22 protein-coding genes and 1 pseudogene are annotated in these 23,537 nt (G+C 71.5%); 11 read left to right on the top strand and 12 right to left on the bottom strand.

Translation table 11 applies throughout. The annotated features are described in order from the left end of the window. The first annotated feature begins 278 nt into the window (after positions 1-278). From LN251_RS38410 to LN251_RS38395, 4 genes are all read left to right on the top strand, one after another. The gene (locus LN251_RS38410; protein WP_458248781.1) at positions 279-1,001 is read left to right on the top strand and encodes a FadR/GntR family transcriptional regulator; all 723 of its coding nucleotides are present in this window, start codon (positions 279-281) and stop codon (positions 999-1,001) included. A 162-nt stretch (positions 1,002-1,163) separates the two neighbouring features. Further along, positions 1,164-2,213 (top strand): helix-turn-helix domain-containing protein, encoded by a 1,050-nt coding sequence (locus LN251_RS38405; RefSeq protein WP_458248780.1) that lies wholly within the window; start codon positions 1,164-1,166, stop codon positions 2,211-2,213. 166 nt (positions 2,214-2,379) lie between these two features. After that, entirely contained in the window at positions 2,380-2,793 is a 414-nt protein-coding gene (locus LN251_RS38400; RefSeq protein ID WP_058921121.1) for a hypothetical protein, read from the top strand. A 76-nt stretch (positions 2,794-2,869) separates the two neighbouring features. Next, a complete protein-coding gene (locus LN251_RS38395; RefSeq protein ID WP_458248779.1) occupies positions 2,870-3,760 on the top strand; it encodes a hypothetical protein in 891 nt (296 codons plus the stop codon). Positions 3,761-3,766: 6 nt separating this feature from the next. Here the strand turns inward: LN251_RS38395 and LN251_RS38390 are convergent, their stop codons facing one another. After that, on the bottom strand, positions 3,767-4,948 hold the full coding sequence (locus LN251_RS38390; protein WP_458248778.1) for a spore photoproduct lyase family protein: 1,182 nt from the start codon (positions 4,946-4,948) through the stop codon (positions 3,767-3,769). A gap of 118 nt (positions 4,949-5,066) precedes the next feature. Between LN251_RS38390 and LN251_RS38385 the strand changes: the two genes are divergently transcribed. Beyond that, the gene (locus LN251_RS38385) at positions 5,067-5,309 is read left to right on the top strand and encodes a family 1 glycosylhydrolase (RefSeq protein WP_458248777.1); all 243 of its coding nucleotides are present in this window, start codon (positions 5,067-5,069) and stop codon (positions 5,307-5,309) included. Here the strand turns inward: LN251_RS38385 and LN251_RS38380 are convergent, their stop codons facing one another. Beyond that, positions 5,310-6,317 carry an NADP-dependent oxidoreductase gene (locus LN251_RS38380; RefSeq protein WP_458248776.1) on the bottom strand — a complete coding sequence of 336 codons (1,008 nt, stop codon included), beginning with the start codon at positions 6,315-6,317 and terminating at the stop codon, positions 5,310-5,312. A gap of 267 nt (positions 6,318-6,584) precedes the next feature. Here LN251_RS38380 and LN251_RS38375 point away from each other — a divergent pair, with 267 nt between their 5' ends. Beyond that, positions 6,585-8,141: a Re/Si-specific NAD(P)(+) transhydrogenase subunit alpha gene (locus LN251_RS38375; protein WP_458248775.1), complete on the top strand. Its 1,557-nt coding sequence runs from the start codon at positions 6,585-6,587 to the stop codon at positions 8,139-8,141. Positions 8,142-8,147: 6 nt separating this feature from the next. Further along, on the top strand, positions 8,148-9,614 hold the full coding sequence (gene pntB / locus LN251_RS38370; RefSeq protein ID WP_458248774.1) for a Re/Si-specific NAD(P)(+) transhydrogenase subunit beta: 1,467 nt from the start codon (positions 8,148-8,150) through the stop codon (positions 9,612-9,614). Positions 9,615-9,886: 272 nt separating this feature from the next. On the opposite strand, the pseudogene LN251_RS38365 reads toward pntB, so the two are convergent. Continuing rightward, positions 9,887-10,441: pseudogene (locus LN251_RS38365) on the bottom strand (asparagine synthase-related protein); the annotation flags it as partial. Between the two features lie 292 nt (positions 10,442-10,733). Here LN251_RS38365 and LN251_RS38360 point away from each other — a divergent pair. Further along, the gene (locus LN251_RS38360; protein ID WP_458248773.1) at positions 10,734-11,237 is read left to right on the top strand and encodes a MarR family winged helix-turn-helix transcriptional regulator; all 504 of its coding nucleotides are present in this window, start codon (positions 10,734-10,736) and stop codon (positions 11,235-11,237) included. Between the two features lie 10 nt (positions 11,238-11,247). On the opposite strand, the gene LN251_RS38355 is transcribed toward LN251_RS38360, so the two are convergent. The 8 genes from LN251_RS38355 to LN251_RS38320 form a co-directional block, all read right to left on the bottom strand. Beyond that, positions 11,248-12,432 carry a PP2C family protein-serine/threonine phosphatase gene (locus LN251_RS38355; RefSeq protein WP_458248772.1) on the bottom strand — a complete coding sequence of 395 codons (1,185 nt, stop codon included), beginning with the start codon at positions 12,430-12,432 and terminating at the stop codon, positions 11,248-11,250. After that, positions 12,410-14,272, bottom strand: coding sequence for a PP2C family protein-serine/threonine phosphatase (locus tag LN251_RS38350; RefSeq protein WP_458248771.1), 1,863 nt, complete (start codon positions 14,270-14,272; stop codon positions 12,410-12,412). The genes LN251_RS38355 and LN251_RS38350 overlap by 23 nt, the downstream gene beginning before the upstream one ends. Continuing rightward, positions 14,269-15,342, bottom strand: a complete 1,074-nt coding sequence (locus tag LN251_RS38345; protein ID WP_458248770.1) for a SpoIIE family protein phosphatase — start codon at positions 15,340-15,342, stop codon at positions 14,269-14,271. The genes LN251_RS38350 and LN251_RS38345 overlap by 4 nt, the downstream gene beginning before the upstream one ends. Beyond that, positions 15,339-15,782 carry an anti-sigma regulatory factor gene (locus LN251_RS38340; protein WP_458248769.1) on the bottom strand — a complete coding sequence of 148 codons (444 nt, stop codon included), beginning with the start codon at positions 15,780-15,782 and terminating at the stop codon, positions 15,339-15,341. Before LN251_RS38340 ends, LN251_RS38345 begins: the two co-directional genes overlap by 4 nt. Further along, complete coding sequence (locus LN251_RS38335) at positions 15,782-16,201, bottom strand: STAS domain-containing protein (RefSeq protein WP_458248768.1); 420 nt, start codon at positions 16,199-16,201, stop codon at positions 15,782-15,784. Before LN251_RS38335 ends, LN251_RS38340 begins: the two co-directional genes overlap by 1 nt. Next, entirely contained in the window at positions 16,198-17,097 is a 900-nt protein-coding gene (locus LN251_RS38330; RefSeq protein ID WP_458248767.1) for an STAS domain-containing protein, read from the bottom strand. Before LN251_RS38330 ends, LN251_RS38335 begins: the two co-directional genes overlap by 4 nt. A 133-nt stretch (positions 17,098-17,230) precedes the next feature. After that, a complete protein-coding gene (locus LN251_RS38325; RefSeq protein WP_458248766.1) occupies positions 17,231-18,403 on the bottom strand; it encodes a PP2C family protein-serine/threonine phosphatase in 1,173 nt (390 codons plus the stop codon). Positions 18,404-18,519: 116 nt separating this feature from the next. Next, positions 18,520-19,451, bottom strand: a protein-coding gene (locus LN251_RS38320) for an IS5 family transposase (RefSeq protein ID WP_458248283.1) whose coding sequence is annotated in 2 segments (ribosomal slippage) — positions 18,520-19,116 and positions 19,119-19,451 — 930 coding nt in all. Because the reading frame shifts where the segments join, the coding sequence is not laid out codon by codon here. Between the two features lie 92 nt (positions 19,452-19,543). On the opposite strand from LN251_RS38320, the gene LN251_RS38315 reads away from it, so the two are divergent. Then, positions 19,544-20,029, top strand: coding sequence for a MarR family transcriptional regulator (locus LN251_RS38315; protein ID WP_458248765.1), 486 nt, complete (start codon positions 19,544-19,546; stop codon positions 20,027-20,029). A 670-nt stretch (positions 20,030-20,699) separates the two neighbouring features. Then, positions 20,700-21,899 carry a hypothetical protein gene (locus LN251_RS38310; RefSeq protein ID WP_458248764.1) on the top strand — a complete coding sequence of 400 codons (1,200 nt, stop codon included), beginning with the start codon at positions 20,700-20,702 and terminating at the stop codon, positions 21,897-21,899. Positions 21,900-21,917: 18 nt separating this feature from the next. Here the strand turns inward: LN251_RS38310 and LN251_RS38305 are convergent, their stop codons facing one another. After that, positions 21,918-22,295 (bottom strand): MerR family transcriptional regulator, encoded by a 378-nt coding sequence (locus LN251_RS38305; RefSeq protein WP_458248763.1) that lies wholly within the window; start codon positions 22,293-22,295, stop codon positions 21,918-21,920. A gap of 119 nt (positions 22,296-22,414) precedes the next feature. Between LN251_RS38305 and LN251_RS38300 the strand changes: the two genes are divergently transcribed. Continuing rightward, positions 22,415-23,488, top strand: a complete 1,074-nt coding sequence (locus LN251_RS38300; protein WP_458248762.1) for an alkene reductase — start codon at positions 22,415-22,417, stop codon at positions 23,486-23,488. Positions 23,489-23,537 lie beyond the last annotated feature (49 nt).

The following is a 23,537-nucleotide window of genomic DNA, read 5'->3' as shown; positions in this document are numbered from 1 at the left end:
TGTGTGATCCCTTGTCGGTGCCGGAGGTGAGGCGGTCGGCGCGAGGTATTCTGTTCGCAATATCGAACGTGGATCGACTCATCGAGCAAACTGGATGATAGAAGCCTGCTCGACCGCGTCAATACCTCTCGCATGATTCGGCTTGATCACCGAAACATTCGGAGGGGTAGGTGGTAAATCGAGCGCTGACGAGGCGGATACCGCCCCCGGGGTGATCGAACAGGTGCGACGCTGAACTCCGTGATCAGGATGTGCCTGCAGGGCGGGAGGGGAGCGCGGTGTCTCTGACGGACAAGGCCATCGAGCAGATACGTGAATTGATCCGGACCGGTGCCCTGCCCCCGGGGTCGAAGCTCCCGCCGGAACCGGACCTCGCCGCTCAACTGGGGCTGTCCCGCAACCTGGCCCGTGAAGCGGTCAAGGCGCTCGCCGTGGCCCGAGTCCTGGAGGTTCGGCGGGGCGACGGCACGTATGTGACCAGTCTGCAGCCGAGTCTGCTCCTGGAAGGGCTCGGCGGTGCGGTGGAGCTGCTGCAGGGCGACTCGGTCGCGCTGCGGGACCTGATGGAGGTGCGGCGGCTCCTCGAACCGATCGCCACAGCGCTGGCCGCCACCCGGATCTCCGACGATCAACTCGCCGACATCGAGCGGCACTTGAACGCCATGCGCGAGGCCCGCGACGACGTGGAGCAGCTCAACGCCCATGACGCCGCGTTCCATCGCGCCGTCATCTCGGCCACGGGCAACGAAACCCTTCTCACCCTGCTGGAAGGCATATCCGGCCGGACCCTGCGCGCCCGCATCTGGCGGGGCCTGGTCGACTCCCGGGCCGCGGGACGCACCCTCGCCGAACACGAGGCGATCTTCAACGCCCTGTCCTCCCGCGACCCCGCCCTCAGCCAGGCCGCGGCCCTGCTGCACGTGAGCGCCACCGAGCAGTGGCTGAGACAGCACCTGCACGCGGGCGACACCCCGCCCCTCGGGACGTCGGCACAGCAGTGACAGGCGCAGCGGCGCGGTCGGCGCCGTGCACGAGGGGACCCGGCGCCGACACCGGCTGTGACGGCGGGCGGCGTCCGAATAGGCGCGTTGCCTTCTGTGGCCGGCGTCGCGAGGCTGCTTCGGTGAGGAGGGTGACAGCCGACGGGTGAGAGGGACAGGCTCATGCTGCGCATTCACTTCGCCCCCGAGGACTTCGCGCGCATCCGGTTGACGAGGGCCCCCGACCCCCTCTGGGAGATCGTCGGCAGCCTGCACCGCTTCCAGACGACGCGCGGACGATGGGCGTACGCGGACTGGTACCGCAGCGCACGCGAGGCCCTCGTCGGCAGAGGACTCGACGCCGCCGTCCGCAGACTGCTCATCCCCGTGGTGCCCAGAGCCCGTTACTTTCCCGACTTCCTGACCCCGCTGGAGTCCTCGGACGGACTGGAGCGAGGTCTCGAGGCGATCCGTGGCGCCCCGCCCGCCCGCATCGCACAGGAGGTGCGGCGGCTCGACGAGGTCAACGGCGCCCCCGGCTGGGCCGAAAGGCTGCCCGAACGCCATACCCGCGAGGAGTTCGTGAAACTGCTCGGCGCGTACCACGACGCCGTCATCGCACCGCACCACGACCGCATCTGCGCCCGACTAGCCGGTGAGCACGCCCTGCGGGCCCGCCAGACCCTCGACGCCGGTATCGACGGACTGCTGGCCGGGCTGACGCCCGCCGTGCGCTGGGACCCGCCGGTGCTGCGCATCGACTACGTCGAAGACCGCGACGTCCACCTCCGTGGCCGCGGCCTGCGCCTGATCCCGTCCTACTTCTGCTGGCAGATGCCCATCGCCCTGGCCGACGACAGCCTGCCCCCGGTGCTGGTCTACCCCCTGCTCCGCTCCCGGTCACCGGTGTCCGAAGGGCCGCCCGACACCTCCCTGGTCGCGCTGCTGGGCAAGACCCGCGCCGCCGCCCTGCGCGCGCTCGCGCTGGGCGCGACGACCTCCGAACTGGCCCGGTCCCTGGGCGTCTCGCCCGCCACCGTCACCCACCACACGTCCGTGCTGCGCGACGCGGGTCTGACGACCAGCCGGCGCTACCGCAACACTGTGCTGCACACGCTCACCCCCCTCGGCGCCGCGCTGCTCCGTCCCGGATACCAGCCAGAGGCCCGTGACGCGGCGCCCGTACCCGGCCGCCCTGCCCCTTCCCGGTCACCACAGCAGCCCCACCGGTAGCGGCGGAGTAGCGGCTTCCAAGGTCCTGCCAAGGACTTTCGACCCCCTTCGAAGGTGATGGCCGGGCTCGGCACGCCTCTGCGAGCGTGTGCGGCGTACCGCCAAGGAACGGCTTTCCGCCGGGCGGACCGACCTTTCCGCCCGGGCAACCACAGATGGGGGATCCATGAAACGAGCCATCGTCGCGGCCGCGCTCGCCCTCGCCTCCGCGGGGACCTACGTGGCCTTCGCGCCCGCCGCGTCGGCCGCACCGCAGGCCTGCGTGACCTCGACGCTGACCACGGGTGCCTACGAAGGCGTCGGCACGATCCGCTACAAGTCGTCCACCAGCAGCTGCGGCGACCTCAACCTCACCTACTCCGACGATTCGACGTCCACTCTCGGCGACCGTTACGCCGGCCGGCTCCGCAACTCCAGCGGTGCCTGGAACACGTGCAACAAGGGCTACGTCTGGGCTTCCGACGGCAGCCACAGCGTCAACGACTCCACGTACTGGCTGTGCACCGACGTCCGTGACAACACCCCGTTCACGGTGGCCAGTTACTACGACGGCGGCGACACGGTCCACATCACCCACTGAGCACGCCGTCGCCACGCGGGGGTGCCGGGGCACGCGCCGAGGCACCCCCGCCCGCCGAAGGAGAGGACAGTTCCGGATGGCCCGCCCGACGCACCGGCTGCGACTCCCGATCCGCGCGGCGGTCGCTGTCGCCGCGGTCCTGCTCACCGCCTGCTCGACCGGCCGCACGCCGCACTCGGCCGACGTGGCCGGTGCCGATGGTCCGGCGCCGTCCGTCACCCCGGCCCGCCTCAGCCGCACCCTGCCCGCCGACCCCGTCCGCATGGCCCTGCCGGTGACCGGCGCCGAGACACGCTGGACCCAGGGGCTGGACGTCTTCGTGCAGCAGGTGTCGCGGGCCGCCACGGCCTCGTGCGCCGCCCGACACGGTGCCGTCGTGCCCCAGCGGGTGCAGCTCGCGTTCATACGGTTCTTCGAGATCCCCGACCTGGACTTCATCGCCCGCCACGGCACCAGCGAGAGCGCCGCCGTGCCCGCCCCGACGCCGGACGCGTCCGCGACCCGGCCCGCCGGCCCCGCCGTACTGCGTGCGTGCGGTGCCGAGGGGAAGGCCGCGGCCGACGCCCTGCGCGACCTGTACGCCCCGCTCCAGCAACGCTGGTTCGCCGAACTCGTCTCCCTGCGCCACGACTCCGCCACCGTCGAGGCGCTGCGTACGCTGCCGCGCTGTCTCGCCGGACACGGCATCCGGGTCCGCGACGAGAACGGCTTCTTCGCCCTCGCCGACGCCCGCATGCAGACCGCCGCCCCCGCCGACCTGCCCCGCGAGAGCCGCACGCTCGGCCGTGCGTACGCCACCTGCATGCGTCCCGTCGAAGCCGTGCGGGAACCCGCGCGGGAACGACTCCGGGCGCGGTTCCTCCCAGCGCACACCCGCGAGATCCGCACCCTGCGCCGCAGCCTGGTGCCGGCCCTCCGCCGCGCCGAGGCCCGCTACGACCTACGCCTCGCCTTCCCGGCACCCTGACGGACGTCAGAAGGCGTAGCGCACGCGCAACCAGGGGGCGTGGGCGGTGATGAGTTCCCGCAGGGCCTCAAGGGCGTCCGCTTTGACGTGATTGCGGTAGCGGACGTTGTGGGCGCCGTTCTGCGAGCGTTTCCCCTGCTGCAGGTCGGGCTGCCACAGGACGTCCTCGGCGCGGGGGTGCCAGCCGAGGTTGACCTGGTGCAGTTCCTGGTTGTGGGTCAGCATGATCACCTCGGCCGCGGCCTGCTGCTTGACCCGGTGGGGCAGGACGTCGTCGAGGTGACGGAGGAGCTCGCTCCAGTCGCTCCGCCACCCGGGCCGCAGGACGACGGGGGAGAGGTTGAAGTGCACCTCGTAGCCGGCGTCCAGGAAGGCGGCAGCGGCTCCGATGCGGTCGGCCATCGGCGAGGTGCGCAGATCCAGCAGCCGGGATTCGGCGGCGGGCATGAGCGAGAAGCGGATCCGGGTGCGTCCGCGCGGGTCGAGCGCCAGCAGGTCGGGGTTGACGAACTTGGTGGCGAAGGACGCCTTGGCCGTCGGCCACGAACGGAAGGCGGTGACCAGGTCCGCGGTGTTGTCGCAGATCAGCGCGTCCACCGAGCAGTCGCCGTTCTCGCCGATGTCGTAGACCCAGGCCGTCTCGTCGCACTGGTTGGGTTCCCTCTTGCGGCCCTGGCGCGCGATGTGCCGTCCCAGATGGGTGATGATCCCGTCGATGTTGGTGAAGACGGTGATCGGGTTGGCGTACCCCTTGCGGCGTGGCACGTAGCAGTAGGCGCAGGCCATGGCGCAACCGTTGGAGGGGCCGGGAGCGATGAAGTCGGCGGAGCGCCCGTTGGGCCGGGTCGTCAGGGTCTTGCGCTCGCCCAGGACCAGCGTCTCGCCCTTGACGCGGACCCACCGCTCGACGTTGTCCTCGTTGCCGTGCAGTCCCGGGATGCGCCAGTGCGAAGCGACCTCGACGACCTCCGCGGCGGGGAAACGCGCGAGGATCTCGCGGCCGCGGGGTGACGCGGCGGCCGCGGGCTCGGCGTAGACGGTGCGCACCGGCAGCAGATGCCGGGCGGCGGAGGACGCGTGAAAAAGTGCGCCGTTCGCGGGCGTGCTCGTGGCGGGCCTGTCCGGTGCCGCCGGACCACCGAGGGCGTCGAGGCCGAACAGGGCGTCGGCGTCGGAGGGGAACGTCATACGTGCTTTCCCTCGCCTCGGAATCGGCATTCCGTACCTATGGTACGTATTCGTACCGTCCGGTGTGACGGGGCCGGGCCCCGGCCCCGTCACAGCACGGCAGGGCGGGCGCCCGGCGGTGCTCAGCCGTTGGGGAGCTGGTCGCCGAGGCCGGCGCGCGGGCACGCCGGTCCTCGGCTACTGCCACTGGACGCTTCTGGACAACTTTGAGTGGATCTTCGGCTACGGCGCCCAGCTGGGCCTGTACGAGGTGGACCGTACGACGTTCCGGAGCCGCCCGAAGCCGAGCGCGACGGTGTACGCCGACGTGGTGCGCAGCCACCGGAGTGCCCTCAGCGGTCCTCGCTGGACCGCCTTGTAGTCAGGCCAGCTCCAGGACGAGCTTGCCGACGTTCTCCCCTCGGAACAGCATTTGCAGGACCTCGGGGAAGTCGTCCACGGTCCCCTTGACCACGTGTTCCTTGACCTTGACGCGGCCGGTGCCGATCCAGGCGGAGATGTCCTGCGCCGCCTGCGGGAAGCGCTTGGCGTAGTCGAAGACGACGAAGCCCTCCATGCGGGCCCTGCGCACCAGCAGCGAGAGGTAGTTGGAGGGTCCCTTCACCGGGGTGCTGTTGTTGTACTGGCTGATCGCTCCGCAGATCACGACGCGCCCGTGCATCGCCAGCCGCGCCAGGGCCGCGTCGAGGATGTCTCCGCCCACGTTGTCGAAGTAGACGTCGATGCCGTCGGGAGCGTGCTGCCGCAGCGCCTTCCTGACGTCTTCGGTGCGGTAGTCGATCGCCGCGTCGAATCCGAGCTCGTCGACGAGCAGGGCGCACTTCTGCGGGCCGCCGGCGATGCCGATGACCCGGCAGCCCTTGGCCTTGGCGATCTGGCCGGCCATGGTGCCGACGGCTCCGGCCGCTCCGGACACCACGACGGTCTCGCCGTCCTTCAGGGCCCCGACGTCCAGCAGGCCGAAGTAGGCGGTCATACCGGGCATGCCCAGGGCGCCGAGGTAGGTGGAGGGCGGCGCGAGGGAGGTGTCGATCCGCAGGGCGCCCTTGCCGTCGGAGACGACGTACTCCTGCACGCCGAAGGTGCCCACGACGTGGTCGCCCGGTTGGAAGTCGGGGTGGTTCGAGGCGGTGACCTCGATGACCGACCCGGCGCGCATCACCTCGCCGATGCCGACGGGCGGCAGGTAGGAGGGGCGGTCGTCCAGCCAGCCCCGCATCGCCGGGTCGAGGGAGATGAAGCGCGTGCGGCCCGCGAAGCGGCCGGGGCCGGGCTCTTCGACGGGCGCGGAACAGTGCTCCCAGTCCTCGGCTTTCACATCGCCCGTCGGACGGGCGGCCAAGCGGATCTGGCGGTTGGTCGCGGGCATCGCGCCTCCTGTCGTGTGCGGCTCGAGGCAGCATACCGACCAGTAGGTATGAGGGGGGTGTGTCGGTAGTCACAGGGTGTCGGACGACGGCTCTCCGGTTGTCCTATCTCTTTCTCCCGAGAGCGCAAGGTGAAGCAAGTCACCGTCTGTTGACGTTGGCCGGTGCTCGCCGGACGGGTTAGGTTCCAGCGATCACGGGGCAGGACGACGTAACCCCCCGAGCGCAGATCTCCCTTTCGCACCCTCCTTTGACGAGAGATACAGGACATGTCTGCTCAAGAACGCTCACACCATCCCCCGCGCCGCGTCGGCGTCGTGGCCGAGTCCGTCTCCGGGGAGACGCGGGTCGCGGCGACCCCGGCGACGGTACGACTGCTGCTGGGCCTCGGCTACGAGGTCGTCGTCGAGTCCGGGGCCGGCGAGGCCTCCGGCTTCGACGACCAGGCCTACGCCGACGCCGGCGCGGGCATCGGCGAGGCCTGGGACGCGGACGTCGTCCTGAAGGTGAACGCCCCCTCGGACGCGGAGACCCACCGGTTGCGGAGGGGCGCGACCGTGGTCGCCCTGTTGAGCCCGGCGCAGAGACCCGAACTCCTCCAGGCACTCGCGGACGCCGGCGTGACCGCCCTGGCGCTGGACGCGGTGCCGCGCATCTCGCGGGCCCAGTCGATGGACGTGCTGTCGTCGATGGCGAACATCGCCGGGTACCGCGCGGTCATCGAGGCGGCGCACGTATTCGGACGGTTCTTCACCGGCCAGGTCACCGCGGCGGGCAAAGTGCCGCCCGCCAAGGTGCTGGTGGCCGGCGCGGGCGTGGCCGGTCTCGCGGCGATCGGCGCCGCGTCCAGCCTCGGCGCCGTCGTCCGCGCCACCGACCCGCGCCCGGAGGTCGCCGACCAGGTGAAGTCGCTGGGCGGCGAATACCTGCCGGTGGAGGTCGCCCAGGAGGCGAGCACCGACGGCTACGCCAAGGCGACCTCCGCCGACTACGACCGCGCCGCCGCCGCGCTCTACCACGAGCAGGCCGGGGACGTGGACATCGTCATCACCACGGCCCTGATCCCGGGCCGTCCGGCGCCCCGCCTGCTGACGGCCGAGGACGTGGCCGTGATGAAGCCGGGCAGCGTCGTCGTCGACATGGCCGCCGCGATGGGCGGAAACGTCGAAGGCACCGTGGCGGGGCGGACGGTGGTCACCGACAACGGCGTCACCATCATCGGTTACACCGACCTCGCCTCCCGACTCCCCGCCCAGGCCTCCCAGTTGTTCGGCACCAACCTGGTGAACCTGCTGAAGCTGCTCACCCCCGACAAGGACGGGCAGCTGACGATCGACTTCGACGACGTCGTGCAGCGGGCCGTGACCGTCGTACGCGACGGTGACGTCACCTGGCCGCCTCCGCCCGTCGCGGTCTCGGCCGCGCCCGCCGCGCAGCCCGCACCCGCCCCAGCGGCGCCCGAACCCAAGCAGTCCAGGATGACGCCCGCGTGGCGCTTCGGCCTGATCGGGCTCGGCATGCTCGCGATGTTCCTGCTCGTGGCTTTCGCGCCCGCCCAACTCGCCGGGAACTTCACGGTGTTCGCACTGGCGGTGGTGATCGGCTACTACGTCATCGGCAAGGTGCACCACGCGCTGCACACTCCGCTGATGTCGGTGACCAACGCGATCTCCGGGATCGTCGTGATCGGCGCCCTGCTGCAGATCGGCCACGAGAGCCGGATCGTCACCACGCTGTCCTTCGTGGCGATCCTGCTGACGAGCGTCAACATTTTCGGAGGCTTCGCCGTCACCCGCCGCATGCTGTCCATGTTCTCGAAAGGCTGAGCCGAGATGACCTCCCTGACGGCCTCCCACGCGGCCGACCTGGTCGCCGCCCTGCTGTTCATCCTGAGCCTGGCCGGCCTCTCCCAGCACCGCACCTCCCGCGCCGGCGTCGTCTACGGCATCGCCGGCATGGCCCTCGCCCTGGTCGCCACCGTGGTCGTCGCGGCGCAGAGCATCACCGCGGGAGCGGTCGCGCTCATCGTGCTGGCGATGGCGCTCGGCGCGGCCATGGGCCTGTGGCGGGCCCGCCGCGTCGAGATGACGCAGATGCCCGAACTGATCGCCGTCCTGCACAGCTTCGTCGGCCTCGCCGCGGTGCTGGTGGGCTGGAACAGCTATCTGGAGGTGGAGTCCCACGGATCGGCGCAGACCGAGATCGGCGCCGACCTGCTGGGCATCCACCACGCCGAGGTGTTCATCGGCATCTTCATCGGCGCGGTCACCTTCACCGGCTCGATCGTCGCCTTCCTGAAGCTCTCGGCGCGCATCAAGTCCCGTCCCCTGCTGCTGCCGGGCAAGAACGCGCTCAACATCGGCGCACTCGTGGCGTTCGTCGCGCTGACCGCCTGGTTCACCGTCAGCCCGAACCTGCCCCTGATGATCGCGGTGACCGCGTTGGCGCTGGCTCTCGGCTGGCACCTGGTCGCCTCGATCGGCGGCGGTGACATGCCGGTCGTCGTCTCCATGCTGAACAGCTACTCCGGCTGGGCGGCGGCCGCGGCCGGCTTCCTGCTCGACAACAACCTGCTCATCGTCACCGGCGCGCTGGTGGGCTCCTCCGGCGCCTACCTGTCCTACATCATGTGCAAGGCGATGAACCGGTCCTTCCTCTCCGTCATCGCGGGCGGCTTCGGTATCGAGGCCCCGTCCGGCGGCGAGGAGGAGCACGGCGAGCACCGCGAGGTGCGGGCCGCGGAGGCGGCCGAGATGTTGGCCCAGGCCCGCTCGGTGATCATCACCCCCGGCTACGGCATGGCCGTCGCCCAGGCCCAGCACCCGGTCGCCGAGTTGACGCGGCGTCTGCGCGAGCGGGGCGTCGAGGTCCGCTTCGGCGTCCATCCGGTCGCCGGGCGGCTGCCCGGGCACATGAACGTGCTGCTCGCCGAGGCGAAGGTGCCCTACGACATCGTCCTGGAGATGGACGAGATCAACGACGACTTCGCCGACACCTCGGTCGTCCTGGTCATCGGTGCCAACGACACCGTCAACCCGGCCGCGACCGACGACCCCAGCAGCCCGATCGCCGGTATGCCGGTGCTGCGGGTCTGGGAGGCGGAGCAGGTCGTCGTCTTCAAGCGCTCCATGGCATCCGGCTACGCGGGCGTGCAGAACCCGCTGTTCTTCCGCGAGAACAGCAGCATGCTCTTCGGCGATGCCAAGCACAGCGTCGAGGAGATCCTGCAGGCGCTCGGCACCGACGGCCGGCCCGAGGCCGCCCCGTCCACCCGCCAGGCGACGGTGCCGAGCCACTGACGGGCCCGGTTCCCTCCGCGCCGCCCGTCCCTTCGGGCCCGCGCAGCGCAGGCCGGCGGCGCACATGGCGTCGCGCGCCTCCTGGGCCCGGGCGGTGGTGGCGGGTGCGGCGCCGCGACACAGGATGCCGAGGACGGCGCGGATAGGGCGAGGAGGCAGCAGGGCGAGGACGACGGCGGGCAGCAGGACGAGGCGAGCGGCCAGGCGCCGGGAAAGCGGGACGGCACCGGGCCGTTCGAGCGCGCTGGGCGTCGTCATGACGCCGGCCCGGAACGGCGCAGCTCCTGTACGAGCGCTTCGACGTCCCCCACGGCCTGGGCCCGGTCGATGGCGAACTCCCCGGGCAGGGCCGCGTCCGCGTCCGTCTCCTCGCCCCCGTCCAGCAGCGTCCGTACGTCCATGGAGGCCGTCGCCTTGTTGCTGCGCCGCAGGCACTCCTCGGGCACGATCCCGCACATGGCGGCGCCCAGGACGGGCTTGTAGCGCCCGGGCGAGACGCGTTCGCCCGGACGTACGGCGAGACATGCCTCGATGACGCGGTCGTCGAGGAAGGTGAGGCCATCGGCAGACCGGCGCGGGTTGCCATCCGGTCCCACTGGCGGATGACGCGGGTGTACGAGCGGATCTGTTCGAGGTCCGCGTGCACTCCTCGGTCCGGGTGCAAAGGGCGAGGCCGTGCTCGCGGCGTCGAGCATCGCCCGGCGGGCCAGGTGTTCGGCCCACGGAGGCACCCACTCGAACAGGCGCGGGGCCGTGCCCCAGCCGAGAGCCGTCGCGACGGGCGCGGGCGAGGGATCACGCAGCCGGTGGGCGGCGTCCGCGAGCCATGCCGTCCGAGGGCTGCCCGCCGCGCCCGTCATATGCGCCCGCCATCCGTCGCGTGCGGGCGGCGCCCGGCGCTCGCCCTATTTGCGGATGCATTCGTTCCGCTTGAATCCGGGTCGGTTGGCAAGGCTCGACACCGGGCGATCAGGGAGGCGGTATGAAGACCGTGTGCGAATGGGATGGTCCGGTGGAGTGGCACCGCCCGGGATGTGCTTGTTCGACGGTTCTTCGGGTACCGCGTTTGAATGAGGATGGTATCCGTATAACCAGGAAATTACTGAAAGTGATGTGCGAGTGACTCGTCTCAGTGGCTCGGGGGACGACCAGACGAGCGGACGGGGGACTGAGCCCCTGTCGGTTGCTCTGGAGATCGCCGATGCCGTGGACGGTCTGGCGCATCTGTGGTCGGTGGCCGCGCAGGGAGCCAGCCTGAGGCTCTCTCCGCACCAGTTGCGGGCCCTGCGGATCCTGGAGGCGGAGCCGGGGCTCAATCTCACGACGTTGGCCGAGGGCATGGACATAGGACTGCCGACCGCCAGCCGGCTGTGCGACCGGCTGGAGGCGGCCGGCCTGCTGGAGCGCCTGCTGCACCCACTCAAACGGCGCGAGGTGCAGCTGGTCCTCACGGCGCGCGGCAGGCAGGTGCTGAGCGAGGTGGCCGAGCGCAGGGCCCAGGCGCTCACCGCGGCCCTCGCGGCCATGACGCCCGGCGAGCGGACCGCGCTGAGCGCGGGGCTGCGCGCGTTCCGGAGTGCTCAGGAAGGTGCCGAGAAGGAGGCCGGCGGCCCCGGCCTGTGACGCGCGGGGCTCAGCGGCGGCCGTGCCAGTCGAGACAGACCACGGCGGCGTCCGAGAGCAGTTCCCGGCTGCCGTAGTGCTCGATCAGTCCGGCGACGACCGCGCGTGCCGCTTCGTGCGGCTCAGCGCTGCGGGTGGCGCCCAGGACCTGGCGCAGCACCCGTTCGCCGAAGAGGTCGCCGGCCGCGGAGCGGGTGCCGTGCACGCCGCTGCTGACGGCGATGAGACGGTCGCCGGGCTCGACGTGGAAGGTCTGCTCCTCGTAGAGGGTCTCCTCGAACATGCCGAGCGGCAGCTGGGCGTCGAGTTCGACGCGCTCGGTGTGCCCGCCGCGCTGGCGGAACAGCTGCGGCGAGCCGGCGTCCACGGCGTGCACGGTGCCGGTGTCCAGATCGAAGTGCAGCAACAGCGTGGAGGCGTAGGCCTTGCCGCCGTACTGGGCGAAGACGGCCTGGTCGGCCAGAGCCGCCTGGTCGGACAGGCCGATGCCCGCGCGGCGGGCGTTGCGCAGGGCGCTGACCGTGAGATTGGTGAGCAGGGAGGCGTCTATGCCCTGGCCCATGCCGTCGGTGACGGTGAGGGTGAGGTGATCGGCGCTGGTGGACCAGTCGAAGTTGTCGCCGCCGATCGCGTAGGCGGGTTCGAGGTGCGCGCCGATGACGTACTCCGGCCGGGAGCAGCCCCGGCCGGGCAGGAGCTGCCACTGCATCTCGGCGGCGAGGGTGAGGCGCCGGGTGCGACGGGCCTGGAGGTAGAGGTCGGTGTCGCGGCCGGCGGTGGTGACCTCGTGACCCAGTGCCGTGGCGAAGTCGCCGAGCTGGAGCACGGTTTCCGGGGCGACGGTGCGCGCGGGCAGCCGTACGGAGAGGACGCCCATGCGGTCGCCGCGCACGGTGATGGGCAGATGCACCACCTGGCCGGACGGCTCGTCCAGCACTTCGACGACCGGTTTCTGGTTGACGAAGGCGCTGCCCGCGGGCCCCTCGTCGGCCGGTACGGGCGCGTCGGTGTGCGGCAGGTGGGTGACCGGCTGAAGGACGGTCAGTCCGTAGTCGGCCAGCAGCAGGGTGACCTCCTGGGCGCCCACCCGCTCGGCGAGCAGCCGGCGGGCGGTGGCGACCAGCGCGTGGGGCGGGGCGGCCCGCAGCAGGGCCTCTGCCGAGGGCAGCTGTTCAGGTGCGGTCACGGCATTCACCCTCTCGCCTGGTGTCCTCCACGCTACCGCGACAGGACCGGTTCCCAGGGGGTTCGTGATGGACGGGGGACCGGTCCGCCTCGGCGTACTGGGTCGGCGCGGTGGGCCGCAGGGTGTGGCACAGCAGCAGGCAGACGTCGTCGGCGCGTTCGGAGTCGTGCAGGAGGGGCTTGAGCAGGGCGTCTGCCGCGGCGTCCGGGTCCTGCTCCAGCTCGGAGGTGCTCACCGCCTCCAGCGCGCGGCACAGTCGGTCGATACCGGCATCGATGCCCTCGCCCCGCCGTTCGACCAGACCGTCGGTGTACAGCACCAGGGAGGAACCGGGGGGCAGGTCGACGCGATGGTCCGGGTACACGCAGGGCAGGGGGATGCCGAGCATCACGCCGGGTTTGTGGTCCAGGACGCGCACGGCGCCGTCGACGTCGCGCACGACGGCGGGCGGGTGGCCGGCCGACGCCCAGAGCACCTGCGGATCGCCCGGCCGGAAGCGGGCGATCATCGCGGTGGCGTAGAGCTCCGGCTGCAGGTGGCGGAGCATGTGGTGCAGGCGCGTGAGGATCTCGCCGGGAGTGGCGTTCTCGACGGCGTAGGCGCGCAGGGCGGTGCGCAGCTGGCCCATGACGACGGCGGCGCGCAGGCCGTGGCCGGTCACGTCTCCTATGGCGGCCAGCAGACTGCCGTCGGGCTGGAGGAAGGCGTCGTACCAGTCGCCGCCGATGTTCATGCCCCAGGTGGCCGGCAGGTAGCGGGCGGCCGCCACCAGTCCGGGCGGGGCGGGCAGGTCGGTGAGCTGGGCGCGCTGGAGTGCCTCGGCGGTGTCGCGGTAGCGCTCGTAGTGGTGGGCGTGGTCGAGGGCGACGCCGACGCGGCGGGCGAGTTCGAGCAGCATCACGCAGGTGTCCGCGTCGAATCCGGATGCCGGCGCGGTGAGGGTGAGGACGCCCAGCAGGCGGTGTGCCATGAGGGGGACGGCCAGCAGCGGACGCCGCGGGGACAGGGCGGACGGCGGGAGGTCGTCCACGCCGGGCAGCGCCGCGGGGCGGTCCGCCGCGTGCTGGGGACGGCCGGTGCGAGCGGCGGCCACCGCGGCCGCGGAGTGCTCCCGAACCGGGCGCGCGTGCTCGTCGTACCCCTCGTACGCGTCCTTCTCCTCGTCGAAGAGCCAGACGTCCAGATGGTCGGCGTAGTCCGGCACGAGCAGGTCGGACAGGCGGCGCAGGATGGCCGTGTGGCTGAGGGAGGAGGCGATGGCGGCGCTGGCGTCACCGAGGAAGGTCAGCAGGCGCCGGGCCCGTTCCGCCTCGGCGCGTGCGCGCTGCTCGGCTTCGAGCAGTTCGCGCTGGGTGCGGGCCGCGGCCTCCAGGTCGGAGTGCAGCGCCAGAACGCCCTGGTTGGTCTGGTGCAGTTCCTCGCCGTGCAGCTGAACGAGGATCTGCTGGGCGTCCAGGAGGCTCAGTACGGCCGCGGTGTCCTCGTCCGCGCGCAGCAGCGCCTCCGGCAACGGCAGGGCGGCACGGCGACCGGTACGGGCGGGTGGACGAGGAAGCGGGCAGGTGAGGGTGTGCGTCTCGGCGGGATTCGGTGCGCACGAGCCGGCTGAGGTCAGCGACGCGTACAGGAGTGCGCCTTCCCCACCGGATTCCCGCTCGACGTGGAGCAGCAGTCGCCACTGCCCGCCCTGGCCTGGGCTGCGGCGCAACCGTGCCGTCAGCGCGGTGAGGAAGCGGGCACGCTCCAGTGCGGGTGCTCCGCCGTCGGTGGCGATGCGGTCGGCGTCCGCGCGGGCCCGGGCCGCGTCGGCGGCCGACGCGATCTCCCGGACGTCCGTGGTCTCGGTCATGGACGTCTCTCGCGCGGCCGTGGAGCCAGTACGGCCACGCTGGTGTCGTCGCGCAGGGGCCGGGCGGCGCTCCCCGCGTCCCGGAGGACGACCGCGGCCACCGCGGCCGGGTCGTGGTCGCCCAGGCGGGGGTCCGCCGGGGGCACCCAGCGGCTGGGCAGTCCGTCGCTGTGCAGGACGAGCAGGCTGTCCGGCCCCCAGTCGCTCTCGTGCACGGGCACGGTGGCGGGGAAGTGCGCGCCGACGATGCCGGGGTGGGAGAGCAGGGACTGCCAGGTGGTCTCGGTGCGCAGCCCGGCGCCGATGTTGCCGACGCCCGCGAACGACAACCGGCCCGTGTCCTCGTCCAGTTGGGCGACGCCGACCGCCGCGCCCCGGGTGGCACGCAGCGCGGTGTGCAGATGCCGCAGGATCTCGGCGGGCGGCCGGTCCGCGCACCGGCGAAGGCCCTCGACCGCGGCGGTGGACGCCTCGGCGGCCTTGGGCCCGTGGCCGAGTCCGTCGGAGAGCAGCAGGGTGAGGCGCGAGCCGGAGCGCACCCGGCTGAAGGCGTCGCCGGAGTGCTCGGCATGGGCCAGGGCGGTGGTGATCCCGCCGGCGCGGACGCCCGTACGAGGTCGGAGCGGCTCGGCGTGAGCGCTGCGCGGCGCCCCCGCCCGGCCGATCCGCGCCACCGCGACGGTGCCCTGCCCCGGGCGGCTGTGCAGGTCGAAGGTGTGGGCGATGCGCAGACAGGTGCCCAGGCCCGCGCCGAGGGAGGAGGCGGCGGTGGTGTGGCCGTCACGCAGCGCGGCCTCGACGTTCTCGATGCCCGGCCCGTGATCGAGCGAGGTGATCTGCACACCGGTGCCGTCGGGTGCGAGGGTGTCCGAGGGATCGGTCAGGTTGACGATGATGCGGCCGCCGGCGGCGTGTTTGACCAGGTTGCTCGCCAGCTCGGTGGCCACCAGCGCGGTCACCGCGGTGGCGTGCGGGTCCAGTCCCGCGTGGGCGCAGGCGGCTTCGGCGGCGACGCGTACGTCCCGGATCCTGGTGCTGTCCTCGACCGGGATGTCCCACACCCTGCTCATGGCGCACCCGTCCGGGGGGAGGGCACGCCGGAGACCCAGTCGGTGACGGTGACGGTGGTGCCCTGCCCGGGACGGCTTTCGAGGGTGAACTCGGCCACCAGCCGCTTGGCGCCGCTGAGGCCCATGCCCAGCCCGCCGCCGGTGCTGTATCCGTCGGTCATGGCGAGTTCGGGGTCCGCGATGCCGGGGCCGCCGTCGATGAACGACAGGCGGATTCCGCGGGTCACCCCTTCCCTGAGCACCGTGGCCTCCATGTGGCCGCCGCCCCCGTGGACGAGGGTGTTGCGGGCGAGTTCGCTGGTGGCGGTCACCAGCTTCGTCTGCTGGACGAGGTCGAAGCCGACTTCGGCAGCGGCCTGGCGCACGTGCTGGCGGACCCAGGCCAGGTCGGAGTCCGAGGTGATGGGCAGGCGGGAGGTCGAAGCGGTTCGGGCATGCATCACGCACCCTCTTCCGGGTGAGAGGGCGGGGCGGCGCCGGGCGTGCGACCCAGCCGGGCCAGGGCGTCGTCGACGTTCAGGGCGGTGACCAGACCGGGAAGGGTCAGGCCCAGCTCGACCAGGGTGATGGCCACGGCGGGGCGCAAGCCGGCCAGGACGGTCCGTGCGGCCAGCAGCCGTGCGTTCGCGGCGATCTCGGCCAGGACGCGGCCGAGGAAGGAGTCGACGATGTCCACTCCGGAGACGTCGATCACGACGCCGCCCACCGGCCCGGGGCTGGAGGCGATGCGGTGCGGGATGTCGTGCTGGAGTTGCTCGGCCGCCCCGTCGTGCAGGTCCCCCTGCAGGGTCACCAGCAGGATGTCCCCCAGCGTCAGTACGGGCACCGGCGCGGGCCGGGCGGCGGAGAAGCCGGTCACCGCGGGCTCGCTCCCACGGCGACCGGTCGGGGCGGGACGGGGACGTCCTGCCGGCCGAGGGCGTGCGCCAGGGCGTCGGCGAGCGTGGCCCGCGTGAGGATCGACCCGAGGTCGATGCCGAGCTGGACGATGGTCTGCGCGATGGCGGGGCGGATCCCGGAGATGATGCACTCGGCGCCCATCAGCCGTGCCGCGGCGACCGTCTTCATCAGGTGCTGGGCAACGAGCGAGTCGACCGTCGGCACGCCGGTGATGTCGAGGATGACATGGGCGGCCCGCTGGTCGACGATCGCGTCCAGCAGGGTCTCCATCACGACCTGGCTGCGGGCGCTGTCCAGGGTGCCGATCAGCGGAACGGCGACGATGCCCCGCCACAGGCTGATGACGGGTGTCGCCACCTCCAGCATCTGCAGGCGCTGGCGGGAGATCAGCTCCTGGCCCGCGTGCACGGTCGTGTTCATCACCACCAGGCGGAGCGTTCCCATGAGGACCGCCAGGGCGAGGGTGGGGGCATGGGCGTCCGGGTCCGCCACCTGCCCGAACTCGGCTCGCAGCAGGGCGGCCACCGGCTCGCGCAGGCCGACGACCTCGCCGTCGACGTGTGCCGGGTCGAAGCCGGCCTGGGCGCGGGAGCCGGCCATCCGGCCGAGCTGGTCCCGTACGGTGTCGAAGCCGGGGGCCGCGACGTCCTCCAGCCGTCCGGAGCGGGCCACGTCGGCGAGGGCGTCCACCACGGCCTTGCACGCTTCGACCGCCTCGTCCCGGGAGACGGTGAAGACCGTGCGGAACAGGGTGGCGTCGGCCCAGCGCTGGGCGATCTGTTCACGGCGCCGTTCCAGGAAGGCGCCCAGTTCCTTGGCCGCCTCGGGGGCCGTGTCGTGCTCCGCCACCTGCATCGTCTCCCTGCTGCCGGGCGCTGCGGCCCGCCGATCGGCAGGCCATCAGGCAATTATTGCCGCATGGCAAACATTAGCGCGAGGGGGTGCCGTGGACCAACCACCGCTCGCCGCCCGTCGACAGGCTCCGCGGTCACCGCTCCGGTGCCCGGCCGCGCCAGTCCAGGCACACGACCAGTGCGTCGTCCTTCGCCATCGCAGCCCCGCGGTGACCCGTCAGCTCCCGCAGGATGGCGCGCGGCACCTCGGCCGCGGACAGCAGCCGGGTGGCCTGGATGGCCCGCGCCAGGGCGGCCTCTCCATAGGGCTCGCCCTTGGGGTCGGCGACGGCGTGGACCCCGTCGCTGACGAACACGAGGCGGTCCCCGGGCTCGACGTCGAAGTCCTGGGCCACGTAGTCGGTCTCCTCGAACATGCCCAGCGGCAGCTGTGCGTCGAAGTTCACAGGCTCCACCGTGCCGGCGCGTAGCCTCAGCAGCTGGGGAGAGCCGGCGTCCACTACGCGTGCGCGGCCGCTGGCCAGATCGAAGTCGAACATCAGGACGGACAGGTAGCAGCGCCCCTGGTAGTGGGCGTAGACCGCCTGGTCGGCCAGGGCCGCCTGGTCGGCGAGGGACAGACCGGCCCGCCGCGCGTTGCGCAGGGCGTTGATGGCCAGGTTCGTCAGCAGGGACGCCTCTATGCCCTCGCCCATCCCGTTGGTGACGTACAGCATCAGGTGGTCGACGGTGCTGGACCAGTCGAAGTTGTCACCGAAGATCGCGTAGGCGGGCTCCAGCTGGGCGCCGAGGTCGTACTCGGGCCGCGAGCAGGAGCGGCCGGGCAGGAGCTGCCACTGCATCTCGGCGGCCAGGGTCAGCCGGTCCTTGCGCCGGGCCTGGAGGTACACGTCGGTGTCGCGTTCGGCGACGATCACCTGGTAGCCCAGCACGTTGGCGACCTCGGCCAGCTCGGCCTCCCACTCGGGCGTGGCATCGCGTTCGGGCAACGTGACCGACAGCACGCCGAGGCGGTCGCCGCGGACGCTGACCGGCAGGTGCAGACGCACCAGCCCGTTGCGCAGCTGCTCGCGGTAGGGCGTCTGCGAGCCGAAGGCCCGGCCGGCCGGGCTGCTGTGCACGGACACCGGTTCCAGGGTGTGCGGCAGCACCGACACCGGCTGCAGCACGGTCAGGCTGTAGTCGGCCATGAACAACTCGACGTCGTGGGCGCCGTACTGCTCGACCAGTACGGAGCGGACGGCGTCCAGGAGCGCGTGGGGAGCCGCTGTGCGCAGGGCGCGCTCAACGGCCACGAATCTCTTCATGATGGAAAATGCACCTGCCTTTCCCCGGGCGTCGCTGCACCGAACTCCCCGTGGAGCCGCGTCGATCGCCCTGGTGAGCTGTGGCCCGCGGTCGGGCCTAGGCGCTGTTTCTCGGATCATGTGCGGAGCCAGATGGTGAGTGCTGCGAGGGTGACTGTGCCGAGGTAGGTGTAGGCCCGTTTGTCGTAGCGTGTGGCGACGGCGCGGAAGCCTTTGAGGCGGTTGATGGCACGCTCAACGGTGTTGCGCTTCTTGTAGCGTTCGCGGTCGAATCCGGTGGGACGGCCGCCTTGGGAACCGCGGCTGCGTCGGTGTCTGCGTTGGTCGAGTCGTTCGGGGATGGTGTGCGAGATGCCGCGTCGTCGCAGGTAGCGGCGGTTGTCGCGGGATGTGTAGGCCTTGTCGGCCAGGACGTGGTCGGGTCGGCTGCGCGGTCGGCCGACGCCGTTGCGGGGCACCGACACCTGCTCCAGGACGGGCTGCAGTTGGGGGCCGTCACCGTAGTGTCCGGGTGTCAGGAGGAGGGCGAGGGGCCGGCATCGTCCGTCGGCTGCGAGGTGGATCTTGGTGGTGAAGCCGCCGCGGGAGCGTCCCAGACACTCGCCGATTGGACCACCTCCTCCAGCCGGACGGCCAGTTTCCGAAGAACCGAATCGACCTGGTTCGTCCGCGGAAGGGCCCCCCTTTGAGGGTCCGCGGGGGGCGGTGCCTTCCTCGCGCCGGCGGCGTGCTGGTGAGCCCGCACCGCCGTGGAGTCCACGGACACCTCCCAGTCGATGTGGCCCGCGGCGTCCTCGGCTGTCTGCACTTTCGACAGCAGCATCTGCCAGGTCCCGTCCGCTGACCAGCGGCGATGGCGTTTGTAGACGGTCTCCCACGGCCCGAATCGCTCCGGCAGATCCCGCCACTGGACCCCCGTGCGGACCCGGTAGAGCACACCGTTGATCACCCGTCGGTGATCGCTCCACCGGCCCCCACGTGCACCACCGCGAGGTAAGAACGACTCCAGCCGATCCCACTCCGCATTCGTCAGATCTCCGCGTCCCATGGAGTCAGCCTGCCCTCAACACCCCACCCAGGGAGGGAGATCCGAGAAACAGCGCCTAGTACGCTGGCAGGCACCCCAGTGCCTGCGAGAGTGTGATCGTGACTGCCTTCCGCCGCCGCACCGAGCCCGACGAGGTGGCCCGCGTGACCACCACGGCCGCCGAGTTGCTGGAAGTGGTGTGGGGTCGGGCCTCGACCGCGCCCACCTCCGCGTCCCAGCTGCGCGTGCTGCACATCCTTGAGCACCATGACGGCATCAACCTGCGCTCGCTCGCCGAGTCCCTCGCCTCGACCCCGCCGTCCACCAGCCGGCTGTGCGACCGGCTCGTGGCCGCCGGGTTCGTCGAGCGTGTGGTGAGCGCGGAGGACCGGCGGGAGGTGCGCTTGCACCTGAGCGGCCGGGGGCGCGCGTACCTCGCCGACCTGCGTACCCGCAGGGAGCGGGAGCTGCGGTCCGTCCTCGCGGATATGCCCGTCGCGAAGCGGATCGCCCTGTTGGAGGGGCTGGAGGCGTTCTGCGATGCCGCGGCGGCACAGATACACGAGGGCACGTCTGATCCGCGCAGCCAGACCGCCTGAGCGATCGCCTGAGCCACTCCTCGCGCCCCAGGTGTCTTCGCCACCGTGCGACGAGGGTGACCAGCACACGGAGTGGTCTCCGTCCACCGGAGCATTCCAGGTCCTTCCCCGCGTACTTCCGCCACCGTCACTTTGTTGCCTCACCACCATTATTGTCAAACGGCAACAATCGGCCTTGCTGCCTCTCTTCGCTATCGGTTACCCCGCGGCGGCGGATTTCTGTGGGGGATGTGCGGTTTGTCTCTCGAATGCGTCGTCACGCATGACCGACAGTCACCGGGGAAGAAGGCGCGACGCACCGAACGGAGGCGTCGGGTCCGGCTGTCATGAGAGCGGCGGCCCTTGCGGAGGAGTCGAGGTGGGGGAGCCTCTCGTACCGTGTGCCGCAAGGACCGCCGCTGCGAGGTTCTGCGGCGGGGGGGGGGTGCCGCAACCTCGCAGGTGGTGATCCGGCTCCGTCGGCCCTTGCAGGGCGGTGACCGGTTCACTCATCACGCTGTTGCCCCGCATCGGCGGTCTTAACCCAACCAATTTCAGGGATTGTTGAGCCTGCCTACCCGAGGGAGCAGGGCGGTGCCCGACCGTGGCCGATCGGGCGCTGTTTGGGTGTTCGGAACTCCTGTAGAAGTGAAGGCCGTGCCGGGCGACGGATCGTCTCAGGGGGGGAATCATGCGCAGACGTGTACGTGTACGTGTGGGGGCTCTGGCGGCTGCGGGGCTGCTCGCCGTCGGAGCCGGTCCGGCGTACGGGGCCGGTTCGTCGCCGGCCGGGCCCGCGGCGGGGTCCGTGCGGTACGCCGTGCACGATCTCGGCACGCTGGGCGGCACCCGCAGCCAGGCGACCGCGATCGACGGCAGGACCGTCGTCGGGACCTCACTGACCGGCGGCGATGCCGCTGAACACGCCTTCGCGTACGACCTGCGCAGGCACGCCATGACCGACCTGGGCACCTTGGGGGGCTCCAGCCGAGCGACCGGCGTGGAGGGGAATCTCGTCGTCGGCCGGTCGGACCTCTCGCCGAACGGACCCGCTCACGGATTCGTCTACGACCTCCGCACCCGCCGGATGGTGGACATCGGAACCCTCGGCGGAAGCCGCACCGACATCACCGGACTCGACGGCGACATCGTGGTGGGGACGTCGTCGCTGCCCGGCGACACGGTCAGCCACGCGTTCGCGTACAGCGTGCGCACCCGCACCATGACCGACCTCGGCAGCCTCGCAGGACCGTCGGGCCGCAGCAGCGCGGCGGCCGTCGACGGCCCGCTCGTCGTGAGCACTTCCACCCTGCCGGACACGCCCGCGTCCACCACGCACGGCTTCGCCTACGACCTGCGCACCGGGACGACGACCGATCTCGGCACCCTCGGCGGAAGTACCAGCACCGCCAACGACATCAGCGGCTCGATAGTGGTGGGCCGGTCCCGAACGGCCACCGGCTCCCTGGCCGGATACGCCTACGACCTCCGCACCGGCATTCGCACGGACCTGGGGCCACGGCTCCTCACCGCCCAGTTGGTCAGCGGAACCACGGTGGTCGGCGGCGACGGCCTGCTCTCCAGCGCCTACGACCTCACGACGCACGAGATCACGATGATCGGGTCCGGGCGCGGTGTCACCGAGGTCCGGCAGATCGCCCGGAACGTCGTCGTCGGCGACAACTTCGCGCCCAACTCGTTCGCCTTCGTCGCCCGCGTCGACAACGGCGACTTCACCTACCTGGACTCCCTCGGCGGCCTCAACTCCTCGGCGGCACAGATCAACGCGCGAGGCGTCGTCGCGGGCAGCGCCGCCCTTCCGCCCGCCGACCCGGTCACGGCCAACGGCCCGTTCCACGCCGCCGTCTGGGTACCCCGCCCGGCGGCATAGCGCGGCGGGAGGAGGCGGTCACTCGGCCATGACCGTATGCAGCGTCTCGCGGTGCCGGCGGGCCCTGGTCATCAACTCGTCGAGCGCGTCCCGGGTGCGGACGAGGTCGGTGATGTGTGCGCAGAGCCGGTCGCGCTCCTCGGCCATCCGCTCCAGTGCGGCGTCGGAGTGCTCTTCGCTCGGTGTGTCGACGCACGGCAGCAGTTCGGCGATGGTGCGGCTGGACAGGCCGGCCGCGTACAGCCGCTGGATGAACGCGACCCTGTCGACCTCCTCCTCGGTGTAGTGCCGTTGACCGCTCGCACTGCGCGAGCTGCTCAGCAGGCCCTGTTCCTCGTAGTAGCGAAGGGAGCGGATGCTGACTCCCGTCCGTGACGCGAGTTCGCCGATGCGCACTGTCGACCTCCCCGGCTGTGACCTGAGCCACACGGCCTTGCCCCTGACATCCATGTGAGGTTTTAGCGTAACCGCCGTGCCCGAGATCCGGGCACGGCGGACCCAGATGGAGTCATGACGTGACGACCCTTTTCGACAGCTACCGGCTCGGGGACCTGACGCTGCCCAACCGCGTGGTGATGGCCCCGATGACACGCGTCCGTGCCGCCGCCGGCGGGCTGGCCACGGCGTCGATGGCGACCTACTACGCCCAGCGGGCGACGGCCGGGCTGATCGTGTCCGAGGGCGTGCAGCCCAGCATCCTCGGGCAGTCGAGTCCGGGCACCCCGGGACTGCACACCGATGAACAGGTCGCCGCCTGGCGCCCGGTGACCGCCGCCGTACACGCCAACGGCGGGCGGATCTTCGCCCAGCTCATGCACAGCGGCCGCGTCTCCCACCCGGACACCACCGGATCGCGGCCCGTCGCACCGTCGGCCGTCGCCGCCGTCGGTGAGGTGTTCACCCCGACCGGCCCGCAGCCCGCCCCGGTACCCCGTGCGCTGGAGAGCGCCGAGGTGCCCGAGCAGGCCCGGTCGTACGCCGAGGCGGCCGTGCGCGCCGTCGACGCGGGCTTCGACGGCGTGGAACTGCACGGCGCCAACGGCTACTTGATCTCGCAGTTCCTCTCCTCCAACGCCAACCTGCGCACGGACCGCTACGGAGGTTCGATCACCAACCGGATCCGGTTCGCCGTCGAGGCCGTGTCCGCCACCGTCGACGCCATCGGCGGCGCCCGGACCGGCATCCGCCTCTCGCCGGGCGGCACGTTCTGGGGGGTCGAGGAGAGCGACGTGCCCGGGCTCTACACCGCGCTGCTGACCGAACTCGCTCAACTGAACTTGGCCTACGTTCACTTGGAGGCCACCGCGGACGACGACGTACTGCTCGCCCTGCGCCGCGTCTGGCCGGGCACCCTCGTCGTCAACCCGGTGCTTCCCATGGGCCCGAAGCAGACCGGGCGCACCGACGCCGACCGCTGGCTTGAGCTGGGGGCCGAACTCATCAGCTTCGGCCGCGCGTTCATCGCCAACCCCGACCTCGTGGAGCGTCTGCGCACCGGCGTCCCCATCGCGCCGGTCGACGAGAGCACCTACTACCAGGGGGGCGACGCGGGATACCTCACCTACCCGTCGTACCAGCACACGGCCTGAACCGGCCCAGAGCCGCGGCGGCCACCGGGGCGAGGCGGGCGCGGGAACG

It is taken from the genome of Streptomyces sp. MAI_2237 (assembly GCF_054189285.1).
This window is presented reverse-complemented; position numbering and strand designations above follow the sequence as displayed.